This is a genomic window from Streptomyces sp. TLI_105 (genome assembly GCF_900105415.1).
Taxonomy (GTDB): Bacteria; Actinomycetota; Actinomycetes; order Streptomycetales; family Streptomycetaceae; genus Streptomyces.
Genome location: NZ_FNSM01000001.1, coordinates 2,899,156 through 2,919,397, shown reverse-complemented (window position 1 = coordinate 2,919,397; position 20,242 = coordinate 2,899,156). Strand labels below are relative to the sequence as shown.

The window sequence follows — 20,242 nt, the reverse complement described above, 5'->3', positions numbered from 1 at the left end:
CCATACGCGATCTATGCTCCCCACATGGGAGAAGTTCTTGCACTGGTCGAGGCCCGGCTGCGGACCGCCCTCGGCGAACCGGACGCGCGGGCCGCGGTGACCTTCCTCGGCGCGGACCGGATCGAGGTGCTGCGCTTCGTCGACGGCGACCTCGTGCGGTACGCGACCCTCGGGATGTCCGCGCAGCCGATGGCCGATCCGACCTCCGCGCTCGCCGACCCGGTGAAGGGCCCGCGCGCGGAGCTGGTCCTCACGGTGCGAGGCGGGCTCGCCGACACCGACAAGGTGCTGCGCCCGCTCGCGGTCCTCGCCGCCACCCCGCAGGTCGAGGGCGTGATCGTGGCCCCCGGCGCCTCGCTCGACGTCGGCGACCCGCTCTGGCCCGGCGCGCCCTTCAGCTCGGTGCTCGTCGCCGAGTCGGGCGGCCTGGTGGAGGACCTGGAGCTGGACGAGCCGATGGACCCGGTGCGCTTCCTGCCCCTCCTCCCGATGACCTCGAACGAGGCGGCGTGGAAGCGGGTGCACGGCGCGCAGGCCCTGGAGGAGCGCTGGCTCACCCGGGGGACGGACCTGCGCGATCCGCTGCGCAGGTCCGTGAACCTGGACTGAGGCCCTGCCGGGTTCGTTGGGAATGCGCGATGTGTGAAGAAGGCGTAGTTCCGGGGTGCTCTCCTGGCCGAGGCCGGGAGGCTCCCGCCTGCTTCGCAGCGGCGGGTTCGACGCGACGAGCGCGCCTGGCGACTGCCCGCTGTGGTGTGCCCGCGGCCCGAGCGGCGTCGAGACGTGCCGGCGGCGGGAACCTTCACCAGGCGCGCCCCGGTGATGCGGTTGTCGCCATGGGCGCTCCGGCCGACGGGAAGGTCCCCGGGCCACCGGAATTTCACGCGCCCGATCTTGGGAATGCTGACCGTGCCCCAGCGGACGGGGAGGACGTCAGGCCGACTGCGGGCCCGGACGGTCGAATTCCGCCCGTAGAGAGACGTGTGCCCACCCCGGGTGAACGCTCCGGGCCGGACGGGTGATCGTTCGTGGTCGTCCTTGACGCGGGGCGGAAGAGCTAGGACCGTTGAGCCCTATGAGGGGCGAACCCAGTTGTCCGAAGTGCGGTGGCAGGGTCAGGGCGCCCGGTCTCTTCGCCGACTCCTGGCAGTGTGACGTGCACGGCTCGGTGCACCCGCTCCAGCCCGTGATCCCACCCAGTGTCGAGGGCCTCGGGGTCGTGGTGCACAGATCCCACGTCCCGGTGTGGATGCCGTGGCCCCTGCCCGTCGGCTGGCTCTTCACCGGAGTCGCGTACGCCGGGGACGACCGCAGCGGCGGACGCGCGACGGCCGTCGCCTGCTCCGGGCCCGGCCCGCTCGGCGGGATCGGCGAGCTGCTCCTGGTCGCCGAGGAGCTCGGCGTCGGACTCGGCGCGCGGTACGCCGGCATCGACGGCCTCGATCCCGGCTCCGGCATGGCCATCGACAAGCCGCCCCAGGCGAAGGTGCTCGCCGCCGGCCGCCCCACCCCGCTCTGGCACGTCACCGGCGCCCCGCAGGACCGCGCGGTCTTCGCGGGCGAGGCGCGCGGCCTGTGGCTGTGGGCGATCGTCTGGCCCGAGCAGTCGGGCCTCCTGATGTACGACGAGCTGGTCCTCACGGACCTGCGCGACGCGGGGGCCGAGGTCGACCTGCTGCCCTGCGGCGCGCTCACCCCGAGGCTGCTCGGGTAGGGCCCGTCTTTCGGGTCGGGCCGGATCGGGGAGAGTGGCCCCGGGGCCTGTCTTTCGGACCGTGCGTCCGGTGACGTTCCGTACGGACGTGTTCGATTCGCCCGTTATGCTGGAGCGTCCCTCGTCCGTGCCGAGCCCCTGGAGTACCGCGTCGTGCGCATCGATCTGCACACCCACTCCACGGCCTCCGACGGCACGGACTCCCCGGCCGAGCTCGTCCGGAACGCCGCCGCGGCCGGTCTCGACGTCGTCGCGCTCACGGACCACGACACCACCCGGGGCCACGCCGAGGCGATCGCGGCCCTGCCCGAGGGGCTGACCCTCGTCACCGGAGCCGAGCTGTCCTGCCGGATGGACGGCATCGGGCTGCACATGCTCGCGTACCTCTTCGACCCGGAGGAGCCGGCGCTCCTCGCCGAGCGCGAACTCGTCCGCGACGACCGGGTGCCGCGCGCCCGCGGCATGGTCGCCAAGCTCCAGGAGCTCGGCGTCCCCGTCGCCTGGGAGCAGGTCGCCCGGATCGCCGGCGACGGCTCCGTGGGCCGCCCGCACGTCGCGGAGGCGCTCGTCGAGCTCGGGGTCGTACCGGACGTGTCCGGCGCGTTCACGCCCGAGTGGCTCGCCGACGGCGGCCGGGCGTACGTCGAGAAGCACGAGCTGGACCCGGTCGACGCGATCCGCCTCGTCAAGGCGGCCGGCGGCGTCACCGTCTTCGCGCACCCGCTCGCCGTCAAGCGCGGCCAGGTGCTGTCGGAGGCCTCGATAGCCCGGCTCGCCGAGGCCGGTCTCGACGGCATCGAGGTCGACCACATGGACCACGACGAGGCGACGCGGGCGCGGCTGCGCGGACTCGCGAAGGAGCTCGGTCTGCTGACCACGGGCTCCAGCGACTACCACGGCAGCCGCAAGACCTGCCGCCTCGGCGAGTACACCACCGACCCCGAGATCTACGGCGAGATCACCCGCCGCGCCGCGGGTGCCTTCCCGGTCCCGGGCGCGGGCGGAGCGCTCTAGGAGGCGTCCCGCCGGTCGGGCCGGATCAGGGCGCGGTGCCGGGCACCGCGAGCCCGGTCCGACCGGTGGACGCCCCCGATCCCGTCCGGGCCCCTCTTCCGCCGCTCCTCCGTGACGGCGGCCGGCCACCGTGCCCGCCGCCTCCCGAGCGGTGCGTGCCCACCCGCACCCCGTCTCACGCCGCCCGTACGGCTCCGTGCCGTGCCCCGGTGGCGCTCCTCCTGCCCTGTCGTCGGAATCTCACATTCCGCTCCGCAGGGACACACCCCACCGTTCCACCTCTCCCGCAAGGCACCCCACCGTGTTCGACGTCGCCGTCTTCGGCTCGCTGTTCCTCACCCTCTTCGTCATCATGGATCCCCCCGGGATCACCCCGATCTTCCTCGCCCTCACCTCCGGCCGCGCCGCCAAGGTGCAGCGCCGGATGGCCTGGCAGGCCGTCGCCGTCGCCTTCGGCGTCATCACCGTCTTCGGTCTGCTGGGCCAGCAGATCCTGGACTACCTGCACGTCTCCGTCCCCGCGCTGATGATCGCGGGCGGTCTCCTGCTGCTGCTCATCGCGCTCGACCTGCTCACCGGCAAGACCGACGAGCCCAAGCAGACCAAGGACGTCAACGTTGCCCTCGTGCCGCTCGGCATGCCCCTGCTCGCCGGGCCGGGCGCGATCGTCTCGGTCATCCTCGCCGTGCAGAACGCCGACAGCGTGGCCTCGCAGGTCTCCGTCTGGACCGCCATCGCCGCCATGCACGTCGTGCTCTGGCTGACCATGCGGTACTCGCTGCTGATCATCCGCGTCATCAAGGACGGCGGCGTCGTCCTGGTGACCCGCCTCGCCGGCATGATGCTCTCCGCCATCGCGGTGCAGCAGATCATCAACGGCATCACCCAGGTGATCCAGAACGCCTGAGCCGGCACCCGGGGGAGCCCCGGACACCACTGCGCCCCCGTACGGATTCCGCTCTTGCGAAGTCCGTGCGGGGGCGCGGTGCGTGGGATGGACCCGACCTGTTACGAGGCCGAGGTCTCGGCGGGGCGGATCCAGATGCGCTGGCCGATCGAGGCGGCCTGCTGCACGATCCGATTGACGGAGGCGGCGTCCACGACGGTCCGGTCGACGGGCGTGCCGTCGATGTCGTCGAGTCGCAGGATTTCGAAGCGCACGGGCTTCTCCCTTCGTCTGAGTTGATCCTCCTGATGGAGAACTGCGTTACGTATGGGTGTAACGACGTGCATCCTGCAAACATTCCTTACGCTAAGGAAAATTTTCGGATGGCTAACTACTCGCAGGTAAGAGAGTGTGGCGACCGGTCCCGGAGCGGCGGACAATGAGCCCCGTATGAACGACGCAGACACCCCCCGGCCGACCGAGGCCCACACCGACACCGATGCCCGCCTGTGCGCGCTGGACACCCGCCTGGAGCGCACCAATGAGCTCCTGCAGCGGATGCTGGCCGAGGTGGCCAAGACCCCCTCCACCCACGCCATCTTCGTCGACGCAGGTTACGTCCATGCTGCGGCCGGGTTGCTGGTGGCGGGCACCGAGGACCGGCGCTCCTTCGACCTCGACGCCGAGGGCCTCATCGAGGCCTTCATCGACAAGGCCCGCACGATCTTCGCGGACAGCCGGCTCCTCCGCGTCTACTGGTACGACGGCGCCCGCCGCCGCATCCACACCCCCGAGCAGCAGGCCATCGCCGAACTCCCCGACGTCAAGGTCCGCCTCGGCAACCTCAACGCCAGCAACCAGCAGAAGGGCGTCGACTCCCTCATCCGCACCGACCTGGAGTCCCTCGCCCGCCACCGCGCCATCAGCGACGCCGCCCTCGTCGGCGGCGACGAGGACCTCGTCTCGGCCGTCGAGGCCGCCCAGGGCTACGGCGCCCGCGTCCACCTCTGGGGCATCGAGGCCGCCGAGGGACGCAACCAGGCCGAGGCACTGCTCTGGGAGGTCGACAGCCAGCGCACCTTCGAGCTGGACTTCTGCCGCCCGTACGTCACGCGCCGCCCCGTCACCACGTACGAGAACGAGGGCGAGCCGCCGCCCTCCCGCGAGGAGGTGCGCTTCGTCGGCGCCCAGATCGCGGCCGCCTGGCTCGCCGAGCGCGGCCGGGACCGGCTCGCCGAACTCCTGCCGGGCGCGCCCTACCTGCCCGGAGGGGTCGACCAGGACCTGCTCGTCGAGGCGGAACGCCTGCTCAGCCGCTCCCTGCGCGGCCACGCCGCGCTCCGGCGCTCCCTGCGCGACGGCTTCTGGCAGCACCTCAAGGCGCAGTACTGACCCTGGCCGGGCTGCCCGTCCGCTCCCAGAAGCCGGCGAGGCGGTCCGCCAGCTCCTGGGGGTGCGACACATTGGGGGAGTGGCCGGCGCCCGCCACCACCGTGTGGTGCGCCCCGGTGCGGGCGGCCGCCGCCGACAGGTCCGCCGGGGCCCAGACCATCTCGTCCGCCCCGTACGCGAAGTGCAGCGGCATGCGCAGCGCGGCCAGCTCCTCCGTACCGTCCTGACGGTCCAACAGCAGCCGTCCCGTGCCCGCGAGTTGGGCGATACGGGTGCGCATCCAGCGTCGCCGCAGGAAGCCCGCCAGCTCCGGCGTGTCACCCGTGGCCGGCTCCTCGCCCCGGCTGTCCAGCCAGCACATGGCCTGCCACACCTGCTCCTTCGGCAGCACCGCGAGCGCGGCGCGCAGCACCCGCACCCGGATCCGCTGCGGCCGGGCCACCCGGCCGGGGCCCGAGGAGAGCAGGGTGAGCGAACGGAAGGCGCCCGGCGCGAGGGCGGCCGCCGCGCGGGCCACCAGGCCCCCGAAGGAGTGGCCGACCAGATGCACGGGGCCGTCCCCGAGCGCCGCCGCCTGCGCCACCGCGTCGAGCGCGAGCGCCTTGCGACGGTAGGCGGCCCGGCCCCGGGGACCCGGCGTCTCGTTCTGGCCGCGCCCGTCCACGGCCACCGCCCGGTACCCGGCCTCGCTCAGCGGTCCAAGGAGAGCGAGGAAGTCCTCCTTGCTGCCGGTGTACCCGGGCAGCAGCAGTACCGTGCCCCGCCGCTCGCCCGCCGGCTCCGTGTCGAGCACGGCGAACGGCCCCCGCGCGGTCTCCAGACGACGGGCACGGGTGCGGGGCGGCAGGACGAGGGAACGGGGCTTGCTCATATCTGGACTGTAACGGGGAGGCCGGGAGACGGCCGAGCGGCCCGACCCCCTGGTGGGGGCGGGCCGCTCGGGACCGGCGACGGGGATCAGCCCTCGGGCTGGGCCGCCGCCTTCTTCGTGGTGCGGCGGCGCGGGGCGGCCTTCTTCGGGGCCTCCTCGGTCACCGGCTCCTCGGCGGCCGCCGCCTTCTTGGTCGTGCGGCGGCGGGCCGGGGCCTTCGGCTCGGTCTTCGGCGCGGAGGCCTCGGGAGCCTCGGCCACGACCGCCTTCTTGGTCGTGCGGCGACGGGGAGCCTTGGGGGCCTCCTCGGCCGGCGGGGCCTCGACGGTCTCGGCGACCGGCTCGGCCACGGCCTTCTTCGTGGTGCGGCGGCGCGGGGCGGCCTTCTTCGGGGCCTCCTCCTGCTTCGGAACCTCAGCCGCGACGGGCTCGGCGACGGCGACCGGAGCGGTCGCCGAAGCGACGACGATGACCTCGGCGGCCGCCCCGGAGACCGGGGACCCGGCGGGCCGACGGGCCGCACGGCGACGGCGCGGCGCGGGCTCCTCCGCGACCGGAGGGGCGACGGGCTCGGCGGCCGGGGCCTCGACCACCGGCGCCTCGGTGGTCACCGGCGAACCGGCGGGCCGACGGGCGGTACGGCGGCGACGCGGCCCGGGGACCTCGACGACCGGGGTCTCGACGATCGGCGCCTCGGCGACCGGGGTCTCGGCGACCGGGGTCTCGGCCACGGGCTCGGCCACCGGGGCGGCGACGGCCTCGACGACGGGCTCGGCCACCGGCTCCGCGACGGCCTTCTTGGCCGTGCGGCGGCGCGGGGCCTTCTTCGGCTCCTCGGCCTTCGGCTCCTCGACGACGACCGGAGCGGCCTCGACGACCGGCGCCTCGGAGGACCGCTGCGCCATCAGGGCCATCGCGGCGGTCTCGGGCGTCTGGAACGACACGGTCTCCTCGACCGGACGCGCCACCCGGGCGCGGCGGCGACGCGGGGCCGGAGCCGGCTCCGCGGCCACGGGGGCCCGGTCGACCGGAGCGGCCCCCGGACGGGCGGCACGGGCACGGCGACGGGGGGCCTTCGGCTCCTCGACGGCCGGAGCCTCGACGACGGGGGCCTTCACGGGCGCCTCGGCGGCGACCGGGGCCTCGACGACGGGCGCCTTGACGGGGACCTCGGCGGCGGCCGGGGCCTCGACGACGGGCGCCTTCACGGAGGCCTCGGGGGCCTGCGCCTCGGCGGCCGGAGCCGTCGTGACCGCCTGGGCCGCGACCGGCACGGAGCCCGCCGCGGCGGCACGGGTGCGACGGCGACGGCGCGGGGTGCGCGGTCCGGCCTCGGCGGGGGCCTCGTCCGCCGCGGACTCGACGGCCGGAGCCGCCGCCGGGGCGTCGTCGAGCTCGCCGCCGCCGCGGGTGCGGCGACGCTGGCGCGGGGTCCGCGTACGGGCCGGAGCCTCCTCGGTCCGCTCGGCGGCCTTGGGGCCGCGGCCACGGCGACCGCCGGGCTCGCCCAGGTCCTCCAGCTCCTCCGCGCCCAGACCCGCGCGGGTCCGCTCGGCGCGGGGCAGGATGCCCTTGGTGCCCGCCGGGATGTCCAGCTCCTCGAAGAGGTGCGGGGACGAGGAGTACGTCTCGACCGGGTCGTGGAAGTCCAGGCCGAGCGCCTTGTTGATGAGCTGCCAGCGCGGGATGTCGTCCCAGTCGACCAGCGTCACCGCGGTGCCCTTGGCGCCGGCGCGGCCGGTACGGCCCACGCGGTGGAGGAAGGTCTTCTCGTCCTCGGGGGACTGGTAGTTGATGACGTGGGTGACGCCCTCGACGTCGATGCCGCGGGCGGCGACGTCGGTGCAGACGAGCACGTCGACCTTGCCGTTGCGGAAGGCGCGCAGCGCCTGCTCGCGGGCGCCCTGGCCGAGGTCGCCGTGGACGGCGCCGGAGGCGAAGCCGCGCCGCTCCAGCTGCTCGGCGATGTCGGCCGCCGTGCGCTTCGTACGGCAGAAGATCATCGCGAGCCCGCGGCCGTTGGCCTGCAGGATGCGGGAGACCATCTCCGGCTTGTCCATGTTGTGCGCGCGGTAGACGTGCTGCTTGATGTTGGCGACGGTCACGCCCTCGCCGTCGGGCGAGGTGGCGCGGATGTGCGTCGGCTGCGACATGTAGCGGCGGGCCAGGCCGATGACCGCGCCCGGCATGGTCGCCGAGAACAGCATCGTCTGACGCTTGGCCGGAAGCATGTTCATGATCTTCTCGACGTCGGGCAGGAAGCCCAGGTCGAGCATCTCGTCGGCCTCGTCGAGGACGAGGACCTTCACGTGCGAGAGGTCGAGCTTGCGCTGGCCGGCGAGGTCGAGCAGACGGCCGGGGGTGCCGACGACGACGTCGACGCCCTTCTGCAGCGCCTCGACCTGCGGCTCGTACGCCCGGCCGCCGTAGATGGCGAGCACGCGGACGTTGCGCACCTTGCCGGCGGTGAGCAGGTCGTTGGTGACCTGCTGGCACAGCTCGCGGGTGGGGACGACGACGAGCGCCTGCGGAGCGTCGGTCAGCTGCTCGGGCTTGGCCCGGCCGGCCTCGACGTCCGTGGGGACGGTGACGCGCTCCAGGATGGGGAGGCCGAAACCGAGGGTCTTGCCCGTGCCGGTCTTCGCCTGGCCGATGACGTCGGTGCCGGTGAGGGCGACCGGGAGGGTCATCTCCTGGATGGGGAAGGGGGTGACGATGCCGACGGCCTCCAGGGCCTCGGCCGTCTCGGGGAGGATTCCGAGTTCACGGAAAGTCGTAGTCAGGGTGCTGCCTCTTCTGTGAGACGCGGTGCGAGGCGAACGAAGGGGGTCGTACCGTGCCGGGATCTTCCGGGGGGATCAGGGGAGATCACCGCCGGGTGGCACGGGACCACTGCCGTCGCTCGAGCGTCGTACCGCTGAGGGTGACCCTTCCGCGGGTCCGCCGGAAGGGCTGTCGGGCCGGAGCCGATCGGGCCACCGACCGGGCATCCTCATTCATGAGTCGGCCCACCGAATACGTCCGAACGTGCGAAAGCATGTCCGCATACTCAGCAGGCGCCTTACCACTGTACCCCGGATTCGCGCATGTGTGTCGGGAGAAATCGCGATGAGGGCACGGTCACACTGACTGACCAGGACCTTACCGGGCCGCGCGAGCGGGCTATTGTGCGCTCCATGGAGACGCCTGACAACGCCACACCCACCGGGATCGCCGCCAAGAACTGGGCGGAGGCTTCCGCCGAGCCGCAGTACCGCGCCGCCGTGATCGACCTCCTCGGCGCCCTCGCCTACGGAGAGCTCGCGGCCTTCGAACGGCTCGCCGAGGACGCCAAGCTGGCGCCGACCCTCGCGGACAAGGCGGAGCTGGCGAAGATGGCCTCGGCCGAGTTCCAGCACTTCGAGCGGCTGCGGGACCGCCTCGCCGCCGTCGACGCCGAGCCGACCTCGGCCATGGAGCCCTTCGCGAAGGCGCTCGACGACTTCCACCGCCTGACCGCGCCCTCGGACTGGCTGGAGGGCCTGGTCAAGGCGTACGTGGGCGACTCGATCGCCAGCGACTTCTACCGGGAGGTCGCGGCCCGCCTCGACTCCGACACGCGCGACCTCGTCCTCGCCGTGCTCGACGACACCGGCCACGGCAACTTCGCGGTGGAGAAGGTCCGCGCGGCGATCGACGCCGATCCGCGCGTCGGCGGCCGACTCGCGCTCTGGGCGCGCCGGCTGATGGGCGAGGCGCTCTCCCAGGCCCAGCGCGTGGTCGCCGAGCGCGACGCGCTCTCGACGATGCTGGTCGGTGGCGTGGCGGACGGCTTCGACCTCGCGGAGGTGGGCCGGATGTTCTCCCGGATCACCGAGGCGCACACCAAGCGCATGGCCGCCCTGGGCCTTGCGGCCTGAGGCTGGGGCGACGGCCGAGCGCCGGTCAGACAGTGGCTGATCGGCGCAGTCTGCGGGAGGCCGGGCGGATCAGCAGCGACAGCAGCACCGCCGCCACGGCCACCGCGCCGATCAGAGTGGCGAGGAAGTGACCGGGGCCCAGCGCCCCGTGGGTCACGAGCGCGCCGAAGACACCGCCGAGCGTCCCGGTGACGAGGACGATCGCACGGACGGGGAGGCGGTCGGCCAGCCGCTGCGCGGCGACCCAGGCCAGGGCGAAACCGAGCAGGGCGGAGCCGAGGGCTTCCAGGAACACGGCGGATCACCTCGCGAGGGGTGCGGGGCGGGTGGGGCGGTCACAGGCGTCCTACCCCAGGCGTCCGGAACGCAATCCTCCCGTACCCCCTGACGTGGGAGTACAGGGGTACGGACACAGGAGTGCGGACAGACGAAGGGCCCGGTGGACCGAAGAGGTCCACCGGGCCCTTCCCGTCGGATCCGGGGCTCAGAGCGCGCCGAAGCCCACACGACGCACGGTGGGCTCGCCGAGCTCCACGTACGCGATCTTCTCGGCGGGAACGAGGACCTTGCGGCCCTTCTCGTCCGAGAGGCTGAGCAGCTGCGCCTTGCCGGCCAGCGCGTCGGCCACCGCGCGCTCGACCTCCTCGGCGGACTGCCCGCTCTCCAGAACGATCTCCCGGGGCGCGTGCTGCACGCCGATCTTGACCTCCACGGCTATGTCCCTCCGAACGGTCAGCGTTGCGCGAATACCCGCGCCGTACGCTGCACACATTAGCCCGGTGAGGGGACCCGCACGGGTCAGCCGCCGCACGCCAGGAGCGAACAGCATCCGGGAATGCGGCGCGTGGGAGGGCGTCAGTGGCCCTCGGCGCTCAGCTGGCCGTCCACCGGGTGCAGCGGGAAGCCCGCGATGCCGCGCCAGGCGAGCGAGGTGAGCAGGCCGACCGCCTTGTCGCGGGGGATGCCCGATCCGCTGGACAGCCAGTAGCGGGCCACGACCTGGGAGACCCCGCCGAGGCCGACGGCGAGCAGCATCGACTCGTCCTTCGACAGGCCGGTGTCCTCGGCGATCACGTCGGAGATGGCCTCCGCGCACTGCAGGCTGACCCGGTCCACGCGCTCGCGTACGGCCGGCTCGTTCGTCAGGTCGGACTCGAAGACGAGCCGGAACGCGCCGCCCTCGTCCTCCACGTACGCGAAGTACGCGTCCATCGTCGCCGCGACCCGGAGCTTGTTGTCCGTGGTGGAGGCCAGCGCCGTGCGCACGGCCTGCAGGAGGGCCTCGCAGTGCTGGTCGAGCAGGGCGAGATAGAGCTCCAGCTTCCCGGGGAAGTGCTGGTACAACACCGGCTTGCTGACGCCGGCCCGCTCGGCGATGTCGTCCATGGCGGCGGAGTGGTACCCCTGGGCGACGAAGACCTCCTGGGCCGCGCCGAGCAGCTGGTTCCGTCGGGCACGTCGCGGCAGGCGCGTGCCCCGAGGGCGTGCTGCCTCTGTCTGCTCGATGGCGCTCACGCGGCCTCCCAAAAATCGATCCATGTGCGCTGTCGCGCCGCGCCGCCATCGTACTTTTGGGTAACCCGGCTGTGCGCGGTGCGAACGCAGAATTTCACGGACCGGACGCCCGGGTCGACAGCCGATTCAAGATTAAACCGAACAAATCAGCGGGAGTCGTGTGCTCAGCGGTAGTCGTCCTCGTCGAGGGCGACGACGCGCGCCTGCTCGGACGCGTCGGCCTCGTTCGCCGAGTCACGCTCCAGATGAGTGGGCTCCTCGTCCTCGCGCTGCTGCAGTTCGGTGTGCTGCTCGGCAGCGTCGGCCTCCGGGATTTCCTGGTCCAGCACAACGTCCTCTTCCTCGGTGAATGTGTCCGGCTCGCTCGGATCGACAGTCATGCGCTTCCTTCCGGGTGCGGGTCGTGGTGCTCCCGATGGCCCTCTCTCCGAGCCTAGGAGTGAACGCGCCCCGCCGCACACGCACCTGTGACCCCACCCACACGCGACCGCGCGTGATCGTCTCGTAATATTGCGGCCATGTCCTCGACCGAGCTGCCGGAAACCCGGACCGCCGCCGCCTCATCCGCGGCGCGGACCCGCGCCGTACGGGTCGCCGAAGGCGAGGAGCTCCGCTCCGTGGCGCTCCCCGGACTCACCCTCACCGTGCGCGCCCGGCCGGGGAACCGGCCCGGTCTGCCGCCCGCGCTGTACGTCCACGGACTCGGCGGCTCCTCGCAGAACTGGTCCGCCCTCATGCCGCTGCTCGCGGACCACGTCGACGGCGAGGCGGTCGACCTGCCCGGCTTCGGCGACTCCCCGCCGCCCGACGACGGCAACTACTCGGTCACCGGACACGCCCGCGCCGTCATCCGGCTCCTCGACGCCGCCGGGCGCGGACCCGTCCACCTCCTCGGCAACTCGCTGGGCGGCGCCGTCGCCACCCGCGTCGCCGCCGTCCGGCCCGACCTGGTCCGCACCCTCACCCTGGTCTCCCCGGCCCTGCCCGAGCTGCGCGCCCAGCGCACCGCCTGGCCCACCGCGCTGCTCGCGCTGCCCGGCGTCGCCTCGTTCTTCGCGAAGCTCACCAAGGACTGGACGGCCGAGCAGCGGGTCAAGGGCGTCCTCGCGCTCTGTTACGGGGACCCCGGCCTGGTCACCGACGAGGGCCTCCGGCACGCCGTGGAGGAGATGGAGCGGCGACTGGAGCTCCCCTACTTCTGGGACGTCATGGCGCGCTCCTCGCGCGGCATCGTCGACGCGTACACCCTCGGCGGGCAGCACGGGCTGTGGCGGCAGGCCGAGCGGGTCCTCGCCCCGACGCTGCTCGTCTACGGCCGGCGGGACCGGCTCGTCTCGTACCGGATGGCCCGGAAGGCGGCCGCCGCCTTCCGCGGCTCGCGCCTGCTGACCCTCCCCGAGGCGGGTCACGTGGCGATGATGGAGTACCCGGAGACGGTCGCCCAGGCCGTCCGGGACCTGATCGCCGATGACGGCGGGAGCTGATCCGGGGCGTGGGACGACATAGTCGCAAGGGCTCCGCGCCCTCCGTGGCCGACACCGGACAGCAGGCGGGAGCGGGTACGGGGCCGGGGCCGGGGCCGGGAGCGTCCCCGGCGGGGCCGCCGCCCGGGACGGGACGCCGCCGCAGGACCACGGCCGGCGGCCAGGACACCACCGGCCCCCAGGGGTACGGGACCCCGTCCCACGGCACGCCGATGTACGGGACCCCGGCACAGGGGACTCCGCAGTACGGGGCTCCGGCTCAGGGGGCTCCGCGCCAGGGGGCTCCGGCTCAAGGCGCTCCGCGCCACGAGGCCCCCGCGCACGGCACTCCGCAGTACGGGGCTCCGGCTCAGGGGGCGCCGCGCCAGGGGGCTCCGGCTCAAGGCGCTCCGCGCCAAGGGGCTCCGGCCCAGGGAGCTCCGCGTCACGGGACCCCCGCGCACGGCACTCCCCAGTACGAGGCCCCGGCGCAGGGCGCTCCGGGGCGTGGTGCGGCCGGGTACGGGGGGCCGCGGCATGCCACGCCCGCCCACGGGACCCCCGTGTACTCCGGCAGGGCCTCCGGCGCGCCCGGCACCCCGGCGCACGGCGTCCCCGCCTACGGGGCGGCCGTGCGGGGCGGTCACCCGCAGCACGACGAGACCTCCGCCCCGCGCCCCGCGTCCTACGGCCCCCGTGGCGCCACCGCCCGGACCGCCGCGCCCGAACAGGACGGCGCCGAGGCGCCGTTCGTCCCCGCGCCGCGCCGGGAGAGCGCCGACGAGGGCGCGGAGCCGGAGGCCCCGGCCTCCCGGGGCGGGCTCGGCCGCACCTTCACCGGCATCGCGGCCGCCGCCATCGCCACCGTCCTCGCCGTCGTCGTCGCCGGGCAGGTCACGGGCGGGGAGGCGTCCCCGTCCGCCGCCCACGCCGCCGGGGAGCAGGCCGAGCGGCCCTCGGAGGACACCTCCGCCTCCCGCTCCGACGAGCGGCCCGTCCCGGTGAAGCCGGCGCCCGCCGTCACCCCGCCGACGTACGAGCAGCTGATGACCCGCCAGTTCCCGATCGACCCGAAGCTGAAGGGCTCGGGGGAGTTCGAGGCGGTGCCGGGCCTGGCGAAGGCGCCCGGCAAGGGGCGGCTGATCCGCTACCGGGTCGACGTCGAGAAGGGGATCGGTCTCGATCCGAAGCTCTTCGCCGACGCCGTGCAGAAGACCCTCAACGACAAGCGCAGCTGGGCCGGTCGGGGCGAGATGACCTTCGAGCGCATCTCCAGCGGCGAGCCGGAGTTCGTGATCACCCTGGCCAGCCCGGGGACCACCGGTGCCTGGTGCGCGAAGTCCGGACTCGACACCACCGTCGACAACGTCTCGTGCGACTCGGCCTCGACCCAGCGCGTGATGATCAACGCGTTCCGCTGGGCGAAGGGGTCGGAGACCTTCGGTCCGAAGGCGATGCACGCCTATCGCCAGATGCTCATCAACCACGAGGTCGGACACCGCCTCGGGCACGGGCACGTCAGCTGCCGCACGCCGGGCGCGCTGGCCCCCGTGATGCAGCAGCAGACGAAGTCCCTGGACATCGACGGCATCAAGTGTCGCCCCAACCCCTGGGTGTATCCGGCGAGTTGACGTTCCGTCCCGACGAGAGCTGTCCGCATGCCGAGACGGCCGTCTCGGGACGGCGCGTATGCGCGTTGACATCGCTCACGCGTTCGTCCATATTTCTCGGCATGTCGCACCGTCACGCCGTTTCCGACAGCGCCGCCCTTGAGCTGGCGCTCTTCGGCGTGACCGGACACACGGTCGCCGACATTCTCTGTAGCTGACGCAGCCCGAGCGCTCGTCGGCTTTCCGTTTTTCTCGCCGCGCCCGGGTTCTTCATTCCCGCAGGCGCCGTCCCCCCTTTCGGGCTCTTTCTCCGTGCCTGCGGAATTTCCTTTCTCCTTTCCGCAGTCCACCCCGAGAGGTCTCCTTCCGATGCGTCATTCGTCCGTCATCTCGCGCCGCGTGGCAGCGGCCGCCGTCAGTGTCGTCCTGGCCTCGGGCGCCGCCGCCTGCGGCCCCGAGGACGCCGGCGCCAAGGGCGGTACCTCCGGCAAGGCCGCGGGCGCCCCGCAGAAGGGCGGCACGCTCACCGTCCTCAACAGCGAGGCCCAGAGCGACTTCGACCCGGCCCGCCTCTACACCTCCGGCGGCGGCAACGTCCCGTCCCTCGTCTTCCGCACGCTCACCACCCGCAACCGCGAGGCGGGCGCCGCCGGCACCCAGGTCGTCCCCGACCTCGCCACCGACACCGGCCGCCCCAACAAGGACGCCACGGAGTGGACGTACACGCTGAAGGAGGGCCTGAAGTACGAGGACGGCACGCCCATCACCAGCGCCGACATCAAGTACGGCATCGAGCGCTCCTTCGCGGCCGAGCTCTCCGGCGGCGCGCCCTACCTGCGTGACTGGCTCGTCGGCGGCGACACGTACCAGGGGCCGTACAAGGACAAGAAGGGTCTGGCGTCCATCGTCACCCCCGACCCGCGGACCATCGTCTTCAAGCTGAAGAAGCCCGAGGGCGAGTTCCCCTTCGTCGCCACGCAGACGCAGTTCGCCCCCGTCCCCAAGGCCAAGGACACCGGCACCAAGTACGAGGAGCACCCGGTCTCCTCCGGCCCGTACAAGGTCGTCAAGAACGAGAACGACGGCGAGCACCTCGTCCTGGAGCGCAACGAGCACTGGGACCCCAAGACCGACGAGGAGCGCAAGGCCTACCCGGACAGGATCGACGTCAAGTCCGGCCTCGACGAGGCCGTCATCAACCAGCGCCTCGCCACCTCCTCCGGCGCCGACTCCGCCGCCCTCACCACCGACACCAACCTCGGCCCCGCCGAGCTCGCCCAGATCGGCTCCGACAAGGCGCTCGCCGCCCGCGTCGGCACCGGCCACTTCGGCTTCACCACCTACATCGCCTTCAACCCGAAGGTGAAGCCCTTCGACGACCCGAAGGTCCGCCAGGCCATCTCGTACGCGGTCAACCGCACCAGCGTCGTCAACGCCGCCGGCGGCTCCGCGCTCGCCGAGGCCACCACCACCTTCCTGCCCGAGCAGAAGGCCTTCGGCCACACCCCGTACGACCACTTCCCGGCCGGGAAGACCGGCAACCCGGAGAAGGCCAAGGAGCTGCTCAAGGAGGCCGGCTATCCGAACGGGCTCACCGTCACCCTGCTGCACTCCACCGCCCAGAACCGCACGACGAGCCCCGAGATCGCCACCGCCGTCCAGGAGGCCCTCGGCAAGGCCGGCATCACCGTCAAGCTCGACGGACAGCAGCCCAACTCCTTCAACGAGAAGCGCTGGAGCGTCAAGGACGCCCCCGGCTTCTTCCTCTCCCGCTGGGGCGCCGACTGGCCCGCCGGCGGACCGTTCCTGGCCCCGATCTTCGACGGACGCCAGATCGTCACCGACGGCTCCAACTACAACCACGCGCAGCTGAACGACCCGGCGGTCAACAAGGAGATCGACGAGATCAACAAGCTGACCGACCCCAAGGCCGCCGCCGCCCGCTGGGGCGCCCTCGACAAGAAGATCGGCGAGCGGGCCCTCGACGTGCCCCTCTTCCACCCGGTCTACAAGCAGCTCGTCGGCAAGGACGTCAAGAACGTCGTCATCAGCGACTGGACCGGCGTCCTCGACATCTCGCAGGTCGCGGTCAAGTGACCTCGCTGACCGACGCGCCGGCGCCCGTGGCGGGCCTTCCCGCCACGGGCGCCGCCCGGCAGGTGTGGCGACGGCTGCGCACCCGCCCGGCCGCCCTCGTCTCCGCCGCCGTCCTCCTCCTGCTCGTCCTCCTCGCCCTCGCCGCGCCGTTGCTCGCAGCCCTGACGGGCCAGGACCCGCACACGTACCACGACGACCTCGTCGACTCGGCCCGCGGCGGCGTCCCGTACGGCGCCTTCGGCGGGGCGAGCGCCGACCACTGGCTCGGCATCGAACCCGGCACCGGCCGCGACCTGTTCGTCCGGCTCCTGTACGGCGCCCGGATCTCGCTCCTCGTCGCCGTCGGCGCCACCGTCGTCCAGGTCCTGGTCGGGCTGCTCGTCGGCCTCGCCGCCGGACTCGGCAACCGCTGGATCGACGGCGCCCTCGGCCGGATCACCGACGTCTTCCTCGCCCTGCCGTTCCTCGTGCTCGCCATCGCGCTCACCGCCGTCGTCCCCCGCGACTTCCCGCGCCCGCTGCTGCTCGTCCTGGTCATCGGGCTGCTCGGCTGGGCCGGCACCTCCCGGATCGTGCGCGCCCAGACCCTCACCCTCAAGGGCCTCGACTTCGTCGCCGCCTCACGGCTCGCCGGCTCGGGACGGTGGCGGACCGCCCGGCGCGAGCTACTGCCCTCGCTCGCCGCACCCGTCATCACGTACGCGGCGATCCTCGTCCCCACCAACATCGTGGTCGAGGCCTCGCTCTCCTTCCTCGGCGTGGGCGTCACCCCGCCCACCCCCTCCTGGGGGCAGATGCTGTCCACCGCGCAGACCTGGTTCCGGGCCGACCCGGCGTACGTCCTGCTCCCGGCCGGACTGCTCTTCGTGACCGTGCTCGCCTTCACCGTCCTCGGCGACGCCGTCCGCACCGCCCTCGATCCGCGCGAGGCCGGCCGGCTCGGCGTGGGCACGCGAAAGGAGACCTCCCGATGACCCGCTACGTCCTGAAGCGGCTCGCGGGCGCCGCGCTCGTCCTCCTCGCGCTCTCCGTCCTCGTGTACGCGCTCTTCTACGTCGCGCCCGGCGACCCCGCCCGGCTCGCCTGCGGCGAACGCTGCAACCCGCAGCAGATCGCCCAGGTCCGGGAGCAACTCGGCCTGAACGAGAGCGTGTTCGCCCAGTACCTGCACTTCCTCCAGGGCGTCTTCGCCGGCCGCGACCACTCCACCGGCACCGGCGTCCTGCACTGCGACGCGCCCTGCCTCGGCCTGTCGTACCAGACCGACCAGCAGGTCACCGAGCTCATCCTGGACCGGCTGCCCGCCACCGCCTCGCTCGCCCTCGGCGCCATGGTGATCTGGCTCGTCGTCGGCGTCGGCACCGGGCTGCTCTCCGCGCTCCGCCGCGGCGGACTCACCGAGCGGGCCCTCACCGTGCTCACCCTCGCCGGCACCGGCACGCCCGTCTTCATCCTGGGCCTGCTGCTGCTCATGGCGGTCTGCGCCTATCTCCAGTGGCTGCCCTTCCCGACCTACGTGCCGCTCGGCGAGGACCCCGAGCAGTGGGCCTGGAACATGCTGCTGCCGTGGCTCACCCTCGGCTTCTTCGAATCCGCCAAGTACGCGCGGCTCACCCGGAGTTCCACCCTGGAGACGCTCGCCGAGGACCACATCCGCACCTTCCGCGCGTACGGGGTGGGGGAGCGGTCCGTCGTCACCCGCCACGCGCTGCGCGGCGCCGTGCCGCCGGTCATCGCGCTCAGCGCCGTCGACCTCGGCACCATGTTCGGCGGGGCCGTGCTGACCGAGTCGCTCTTCGGCATCCCCGGGCTCGGCAAGACCCTCATCGACGGCGTCCGCCACGTCGACCTGCCGATCGTCGTGGGCATCGTGCTCCTCACCGGGGTCGCCGTGGTCCTCGCGAACGTCGTCGCCGACCTCCTCTACGCCCTCGCCGACCGAAGGGTCGCCCTGACATGACGCTCCCGAACCCCCGGCCCGGCACCGCGACCCCGCTCGTCGAACCGGACCCCCGGCCCGGCACCGCGACCCCGCTCGTGGAGGTCGAGCGCCTCACCGTCGACTTCGGCGGTGCCGTGCGGGCCGTCGACGGCCTCTCCTTCACCCTGGAGGCCGGCCGCGCGCTCGCCCTCGTCGGCGAGTCCGGCAGCGGCAAGTCCACCGTCGCCGGCGCCCTGCTCGGCCTCCACCGGGGCACGGGCGCGCGGCTCGGCGGCACCGTCCGGGTCGACGGCATCGACGTCGCCGCCGCCGGCCCCGCCGAGCTGCGGCGGCTGCGCGGCGGGGTGGCCGCCATGGTCTTCCAGGACCCGCTGTCCGCCCTGGATCCCTACTACTCCGTCGGCGACCAGATCGCCGAGGTCCACCGGATCCACCATCCTGGATCCAGAAAGGCGGCCAGGGCCCGCGCCGTCGACGTCCTCGACCGGGTCGGCATCCCCGACGCGGCCCGCCGCTCCCGCTCCCGCCCGCACGAGTTCAGCGGCGGCATGCGACAGCGCGCCCTCCTCGCCATGGCCCTCGCCTGCGAGCCCAAGCTCATCGTCGCCGACGAACCCACCACCGCCCTCGACGTCACCGTGCAGGCCCAGATCCTCGACCTGCTGCACGAGCTGCGGCGCGAGACCGGCACCGCCCTGCTCCTCGTCACCCACGACGTGGGCGTGGCCGCCGAGAGCGTCGACGAGGTGCTCGTCATGCGCCACGGGCGCGAGGTCGAGCGCGGCGCCGTCGCCGGAGTGCTCGGCGCGCCCTCGGCGCCGTACACGCGCGCGCTGCTCTCCGCCGTGCCCCGGCTCGACGGACCGGCCAGGACCGCCCCCGAAACGAAGGAGACGCTCCTCGAAGCGGTCGACCTGCGGCGGGAGTTCGGCCGGGGCAAGACCGCCGTGACCGCCGTCGACGGGGTCTCCCTCACCGTCCGCGCGGGCGAGACCCTCGGCGTCGTCGGCGAGTCCGGCAGCGGCAAGACCACCCTCGGCCGGATGCTCGTCCGCCTCCTCGACCCCACCGCCGGCGAACTCCGCCACCGGGGCGAGGAGATCGGCTCTCTCTCCGACAGGCGGCTGCTCCCGTACCGGCGCGAGCTCCAGATGGTCTTCCAGGACCCCGTCTCCTCGCTCAACCCGCGCCGCTCCGTCGGCGAGTCGATCGCCGACCCGCTGCGCGTGGCGGGGGAGCGGGACGAGACCCGGATCCGGGGCAGGGTGCGCGACCTGCTCGACCGGGTGGGGCTCGACCCCGACCGGTACGCGGCCTACCCGCACGAGTTCAGCGGCGGCCAGCGCCAGCGCGTCGGCATCGCCCGCGCCCTCGCCGCCGAACCCCGGCTGATCGTCTGCGACGAACCCGTCTCCGCGCTCGACGTCACCACCCAGGCCCAGGTCACCGCGCTGCTCGCCGAGCTCCAGGCCGAACTCGGCCTCGGGCTCGTCTTCATCGCCCACGACCTCGCCGTCGTCCGGCAGGTCAGCGACCGGGTCGCCGTCATGCGCGGGGGCCGGATCGTCGAACAGGGCACGGTGGACGAGGTGTACGGCGCACCCCAGGATCCGTACACCCGGCAGCTGCTCGCCGCCGTCCCCTCCCTCGACCCGGTCCTCGCGGCGGAGCGCAGGGAACGGCGCCAGGAGCTGGCCGTCGCCTGACGCTCCGTGACCGTTCCACCCCGTACCGCGACAGAACGCGACCGGGGTGGGAAAGTTACGTGCATTCACCCCTTCCGGTGGTGCGACGGACAACCGTCCGTCGCACCACCGCTGTCTCCGCTTACGTTCTTCC

General features: G+C 73.2%; 20 protein-coding genes and 1 pseudogene. 13 read left to right on the top strand and 8 right to left on the bottom strand.

Annotated elements, in window-relative coordinates; all coding sequences use genetic code 11:
- The first annotated feature begins 24 nt into the window (after positions 1-24).
- On the top strand, positions 25-609 hold the full coding sequence (locus BLW86_RS13130; protein WP_093874206.1) for a suppressor of fused domain protein: 585 nt from the start codon (positions 25-27) through the stop codon (positions 607-609).
- Positions 610-800: 191 nt separating this feature from the next.
- Here the strand turns inward: BLW86_RS13130 and BLW86_RS43135 are convergent.
- Positions 801-920, bottom strand: a pseudogene (locus tag BLW86_RS43135) (RNA-guided endonuclease TnpB family protein); the annotation flags it as partial.
- A 155-nt stretch (positions 921-1,075) separates the two neighbouring features.
- On the opposite strand from BLW86_RS43135, the gene BLW86_RS13125 reads away from it, so the two are divergent.
- The 3 genes from BLW86_RS13125 (at position 1,076) to BLW86_RS13115 (ending at position 3,635) form a co-directional block, all read left to right on the top strand.
- Positions 1,076-1,714, top strand: coding sequence for a DUF6758 family protein (locus tag BLW86_RS13125; protein ID WP_041131110.1), 639 nt, complete (start codon positions 1,076-1,078; stop codon positions 1,712-1,714).
- 153 nt (positions 1,715-1,867) lie between these two features.
- Positions 1,868-2,728, top strand: a complete 861-nt coding sequence (locus BLW86_RS13120; protein ID WP_093874205.1) for a PHP domain-containing protein — start codon at positions 1,868-1,870, stop codon at positions 2,726-2,728.
- Positions 2,729-3,029: 301 nt separating this feature from the next.
- Complete coding sequence (locus tag BLW86_RS13115; RefSeq protein WP_093874204.1) at positions 3,030-3,635, top strand: MarC family protein; 606 nt, start codon at positions 3,030-3,032, stop codon at positions 3,633-3,635.
- Between the two features lie 101 nt (positions 3,636-3,736).
- Here the strand turns inward: BLW86_RS13115 and BLW86_RS13110 are convergent, their stop codons facing one another.
- A complete protein-coding gene (locus BLW86_RS13110) occupies positions 3,737-3,889 on the bottom strand; it encodes a hypothetical protein (RefSeq protein ID WP_086024648.1) in 153 nt (50 codons plus the stop codon).
- Between the two features lie 175 nt (positions 3,890-4,064).
- Between BLW86_RS13110 and BLW86_RS13105 the strand changes: the two genes are divergently transcribed.
- A complete protein-coding gene (locus BLW86_RS13105) occupies positions 4,065-5,006 on the top strand; it encodes an NYN domain-containing protein (RefSeq protein ID WP_371129479.1) in 942 nt (313 codons plus the stop codon).
- Here the strand turns inward: BLW86_RS13105 and BLW86_RS13100 are convergent.
- Both BLW86_RS13100 and BLW86_RS13095 read right to left on the bottom strand, forming a co-directional pair.
- A complete protein-coding gene (locus BLW86_RS13100; protein WP_093874203.1) occupies positions 4,990-5,877 on the bottom strand; it encodes an alpha/beta fold hydrolase in 888 nt (295 codons plus the stop codon). The genes BLW86_RS13105 and BLW86_RS13100 overlap by 17 nt on opposite strands.
- A gap of 86 nt (positions 5,878-5,963) precedes the next feature.
- Entirely contained in the window at positions 5,964-8,567 is a 2,604-nt protein-coding gene (locus tag BLW86_RS13095; RefSeq protein WP_093874202.1) for a DEAD/DEAH box helicase, read from the bottom strand.
- Positions 8,568-9,053: 486 nt separating this feature from the next.
- On the opposite strand from BLW86_RS13095, the gene BLW86_RS13090 reads away from it, so the two are divergent.
- Positions 9,054-9,776 (top strand): ferritin-like fold-containing protein, encoded by a 723-nt coding sequence (locus BLW86_RS13090; protein ID WP_093878642.1) that lies wholly within the window; start codon positions 9,054-9,056, stop codon positions 9,774-9,776.
- A gap of 25 nt (positions 9,777-9,801) precedes the next feature.
- Here BLW86_RS13090 and BLW86_RS13085 read toward each other — a convergent pair whose 3' ends face one another.
- From BLW86_RS13085 to BLW86_RS13070, 4 genes are all read right to left on the bottom strand, one after another.
- On the bottom strand, positions 9,802-10,071 hold the full coding sequence (locus tag BLW86_RS13085) for a hypothetical protein (protein WP_093874201.1): 270 nt from the start codon (positions 10,069-10,071) through the stop codon (positions 9,802-9,804).
- Between the two features lie 189 nt (positions 10,072-10,260).
- Positions 10,261-10,488 (bottom strand): DUF3107 domain-containing protein, encoded by a 228-nt coding sequence (locus BLW86_RS13080; RefSeq protein WP_073809026.1) that lies wholly within the window; start codon positions 10,486-10,488, stop codon positions 10,261-10,263.
- Positions 10,489-10,631: 143 nt separating this feature from the next.
- A complete protein-coding gene (locus BLW86_RS13075; RefSeq protein ID WP_093874200.1) occupies positions 10,632-11,291 on the bottom strand; it encodes a TetR/AcrR family transcriptional regulator in 660 nt (219 codons plus the stop codon).
- A 164-nt stretch (positions 11,292-11,455) separates the two neighbouring features.
- On the bottom strand, positions 11,456-11,671 hold the full coding sequence (locus BLW86_RS13070) for a hypothetical protein (RefSeq protein ID WP_093874199.1): 216 nt from the start codon (positions 11,669-11,671) through the stop codon (positions 11,456-11,458).
- Positions 11,672-11,809: 138 nt separating this feature from the next.
- Here BLW86_RS13070 and BLW86_RS13065 point away from each other — a divergent pair, with 138 nt between their 5' ends.
- The 7 genes from BLW86_RS13065 to BLW86_RS13040 all read left to right on the top strand — a co-directional run bounded on the left by BLW86_RS13065 (position 11,810) and on the right by BLW86_RS13040 (position 20,109).
- Positions 11,810-12,775 carry an alpha/beta fold hydrolase gene (locus BLW86_RS13065; protein ID WP_093874198.1) on the top strand — a complete coding sequence of 322 codons (966 nt, stop codon included), beginning with the start codon at positions 11,810-11,812 and terminating at the stop codon, positions 12,773-12,775.
- A gap of 542 nt (positions 12,776-13,317) precedes the next feature.
- Positions 13,318-14,385, top strand: coding sequence for a DUF3152 domain-containing protein (locus tag BLW86_RS13060; RefSeq protein ID WP_256341298.1), 1,068 nt, complete (start codon positions 13,318-13,320; stop codon positions 14,383-14,385).
- Positions 14,386-14,486: 101 nt separating this feature from the next.
- On the top strand, positions 14,487-14,582 hold the full coding sequence (locus tag BLW86_RS44035) for an Ms4533A family Cys-rich leader peptide (RefSeq protein ID WP_312883206.1): 96 nt from the start codon (positions 14,487-14,489) through the stop codon (positions 14,580-14,582).
- Positions 14,583-14,733: 151 nt separating this feature from the next.
- Positions 14,734-16,461, top strand: a complete 1,728-nt coding sequence (locus tag BLW86_RS13055; RefSeq protein WP_093874197.1) for an ABC transporter substrate-binding protein — start codon at positions 14,734-14,736, stop codon at positions 16,459-16,461.
- Positions 16,458-17,435, top strand: a complete 978-nt coding sequence (locus BLW86_RS13050) for an ABC transporter permease (protein ID WP_177181640.1) — start codon at positions 16,458-16,460, stop codon at positions 17,433-17,435. Before BLW86_RS13055 ends, BLW86_RS13050 begins: the two co-directional genes overlap by 4 nt.
- A complete protein-coding gene (locus tag BLW86_RS13045) occupies positions 17,432-18,421 on the top strand; it encodes an ABC transporter permease (RefSeq protein ID WP_093874196.1) in 990 nt (329 codons plus the stop codon). The genes BLW86_RS13050 and BLW86_RS13045 overlap by 4 nt, the downstream gene beginning before the upstream one ends.
- Positions 18,418-20,109, top strand: a complete 1,692-nt coding sequence (locus BLW86_RS13040) for a dipeptide ABC transporter ATP-binding protein (protein WP_256341297.1) — start codon at positions 18,418-18,420, stop codon at positions 20,107-20,109. The genes BLW86_RS13045 and BLW86_RS13040 overlap by 4 nt, the downstream gene beginning before the upstream one ends.
- Positions 20,110-20,242: the final 133 nt, after the last annotated feature.

Bases quoted from the DNA above. Each gene is read 5' to 3' on its own strand.
- BLW86_RS13130 (WP_093874206.1), top strand. From the start codon at position 25: ATGGGAGAAGTTCTTGCACTGGTCGAGGCCCGGCTGCGGACCGCCCTC.
- BLW86_RS13125 (WP_041131110.1), top strand. From the start codon at position 1,076: ATGAGGGGCGAACCCAGTTGTCCGAAGTGCGGTGGCAGGGTCAGGGCG.
- BLW86_RS13105 (WP_371129479.1), top strand. From the start codon at position 4,065: ATGAACGACGCAGACACCCCCCGGCCGACCGAGGCCCACACCGACACC.
- BLW86_RS13100 (WP_093874203.1), bottom strand. From the start codon at position 5,877: ATGAGCAAGCCCCGTTCCCTCGTCCTGCCGCCCCGCACCCGTGCCCGT.
- BLW86_RS13095 (WP_093874202.1), bottom strand. From the start codon at position 8,567: ATGACCCTCCCGGTCGCCCTCACCGGCACCGACGTCATCGGCCAGGCG.
- BLW86_RS13090 (WP_093878642.1), top strand. From the start codon at position 9,054: ATGGAGACGCCTGACAACGCCACACCCACCGGGATCGCCGCCAAGAAC.
- BLW86_RS13070 (WP_093874199.1), bottom strand. From the start codon at position 11,671: ATGACTGTCGATCCGAGCGAGCCGGACACATTCACCGAGGAAGAGGAC.
- BLW86_RS13065 (WP_093874198.1), top strand. From the start codon at position 11,810: ATGTCCTCGACCGAGCTGCCGGAAACCCGGACCGCCGCCGCCTCATCC.
- BLW86_RS44035 (WP_312883206.1), top strand. From the start codon at position 14,487: ATGTCGCACCGTCACGCCGTTTCCGACAGCGCCGCCCTTGAGCTGGCG.
- BLW86_RS13055 (WP_093874197.1), top strand. From the start codon at position 14,734: ATGCGTCATTCGTCCGTCATCTCGCGCCGCGTGGCAGCGGCCGCCGTC.
- BLW86_RS13045 (WP_093874196.1), top strand. From the start codon at position 17,432: ATGACCCGCTACGTCCTGAAGCGGCTCGCGGGCGCCGCGCTCGTCCTC.
- BLW86_RS13040 (WP_256341297.1), top strand. From the start codon at position 18,418: ATGACGCTCCCGAACCCCCGGCCCGGCACCGCGACCCCGCTCGTCGAA.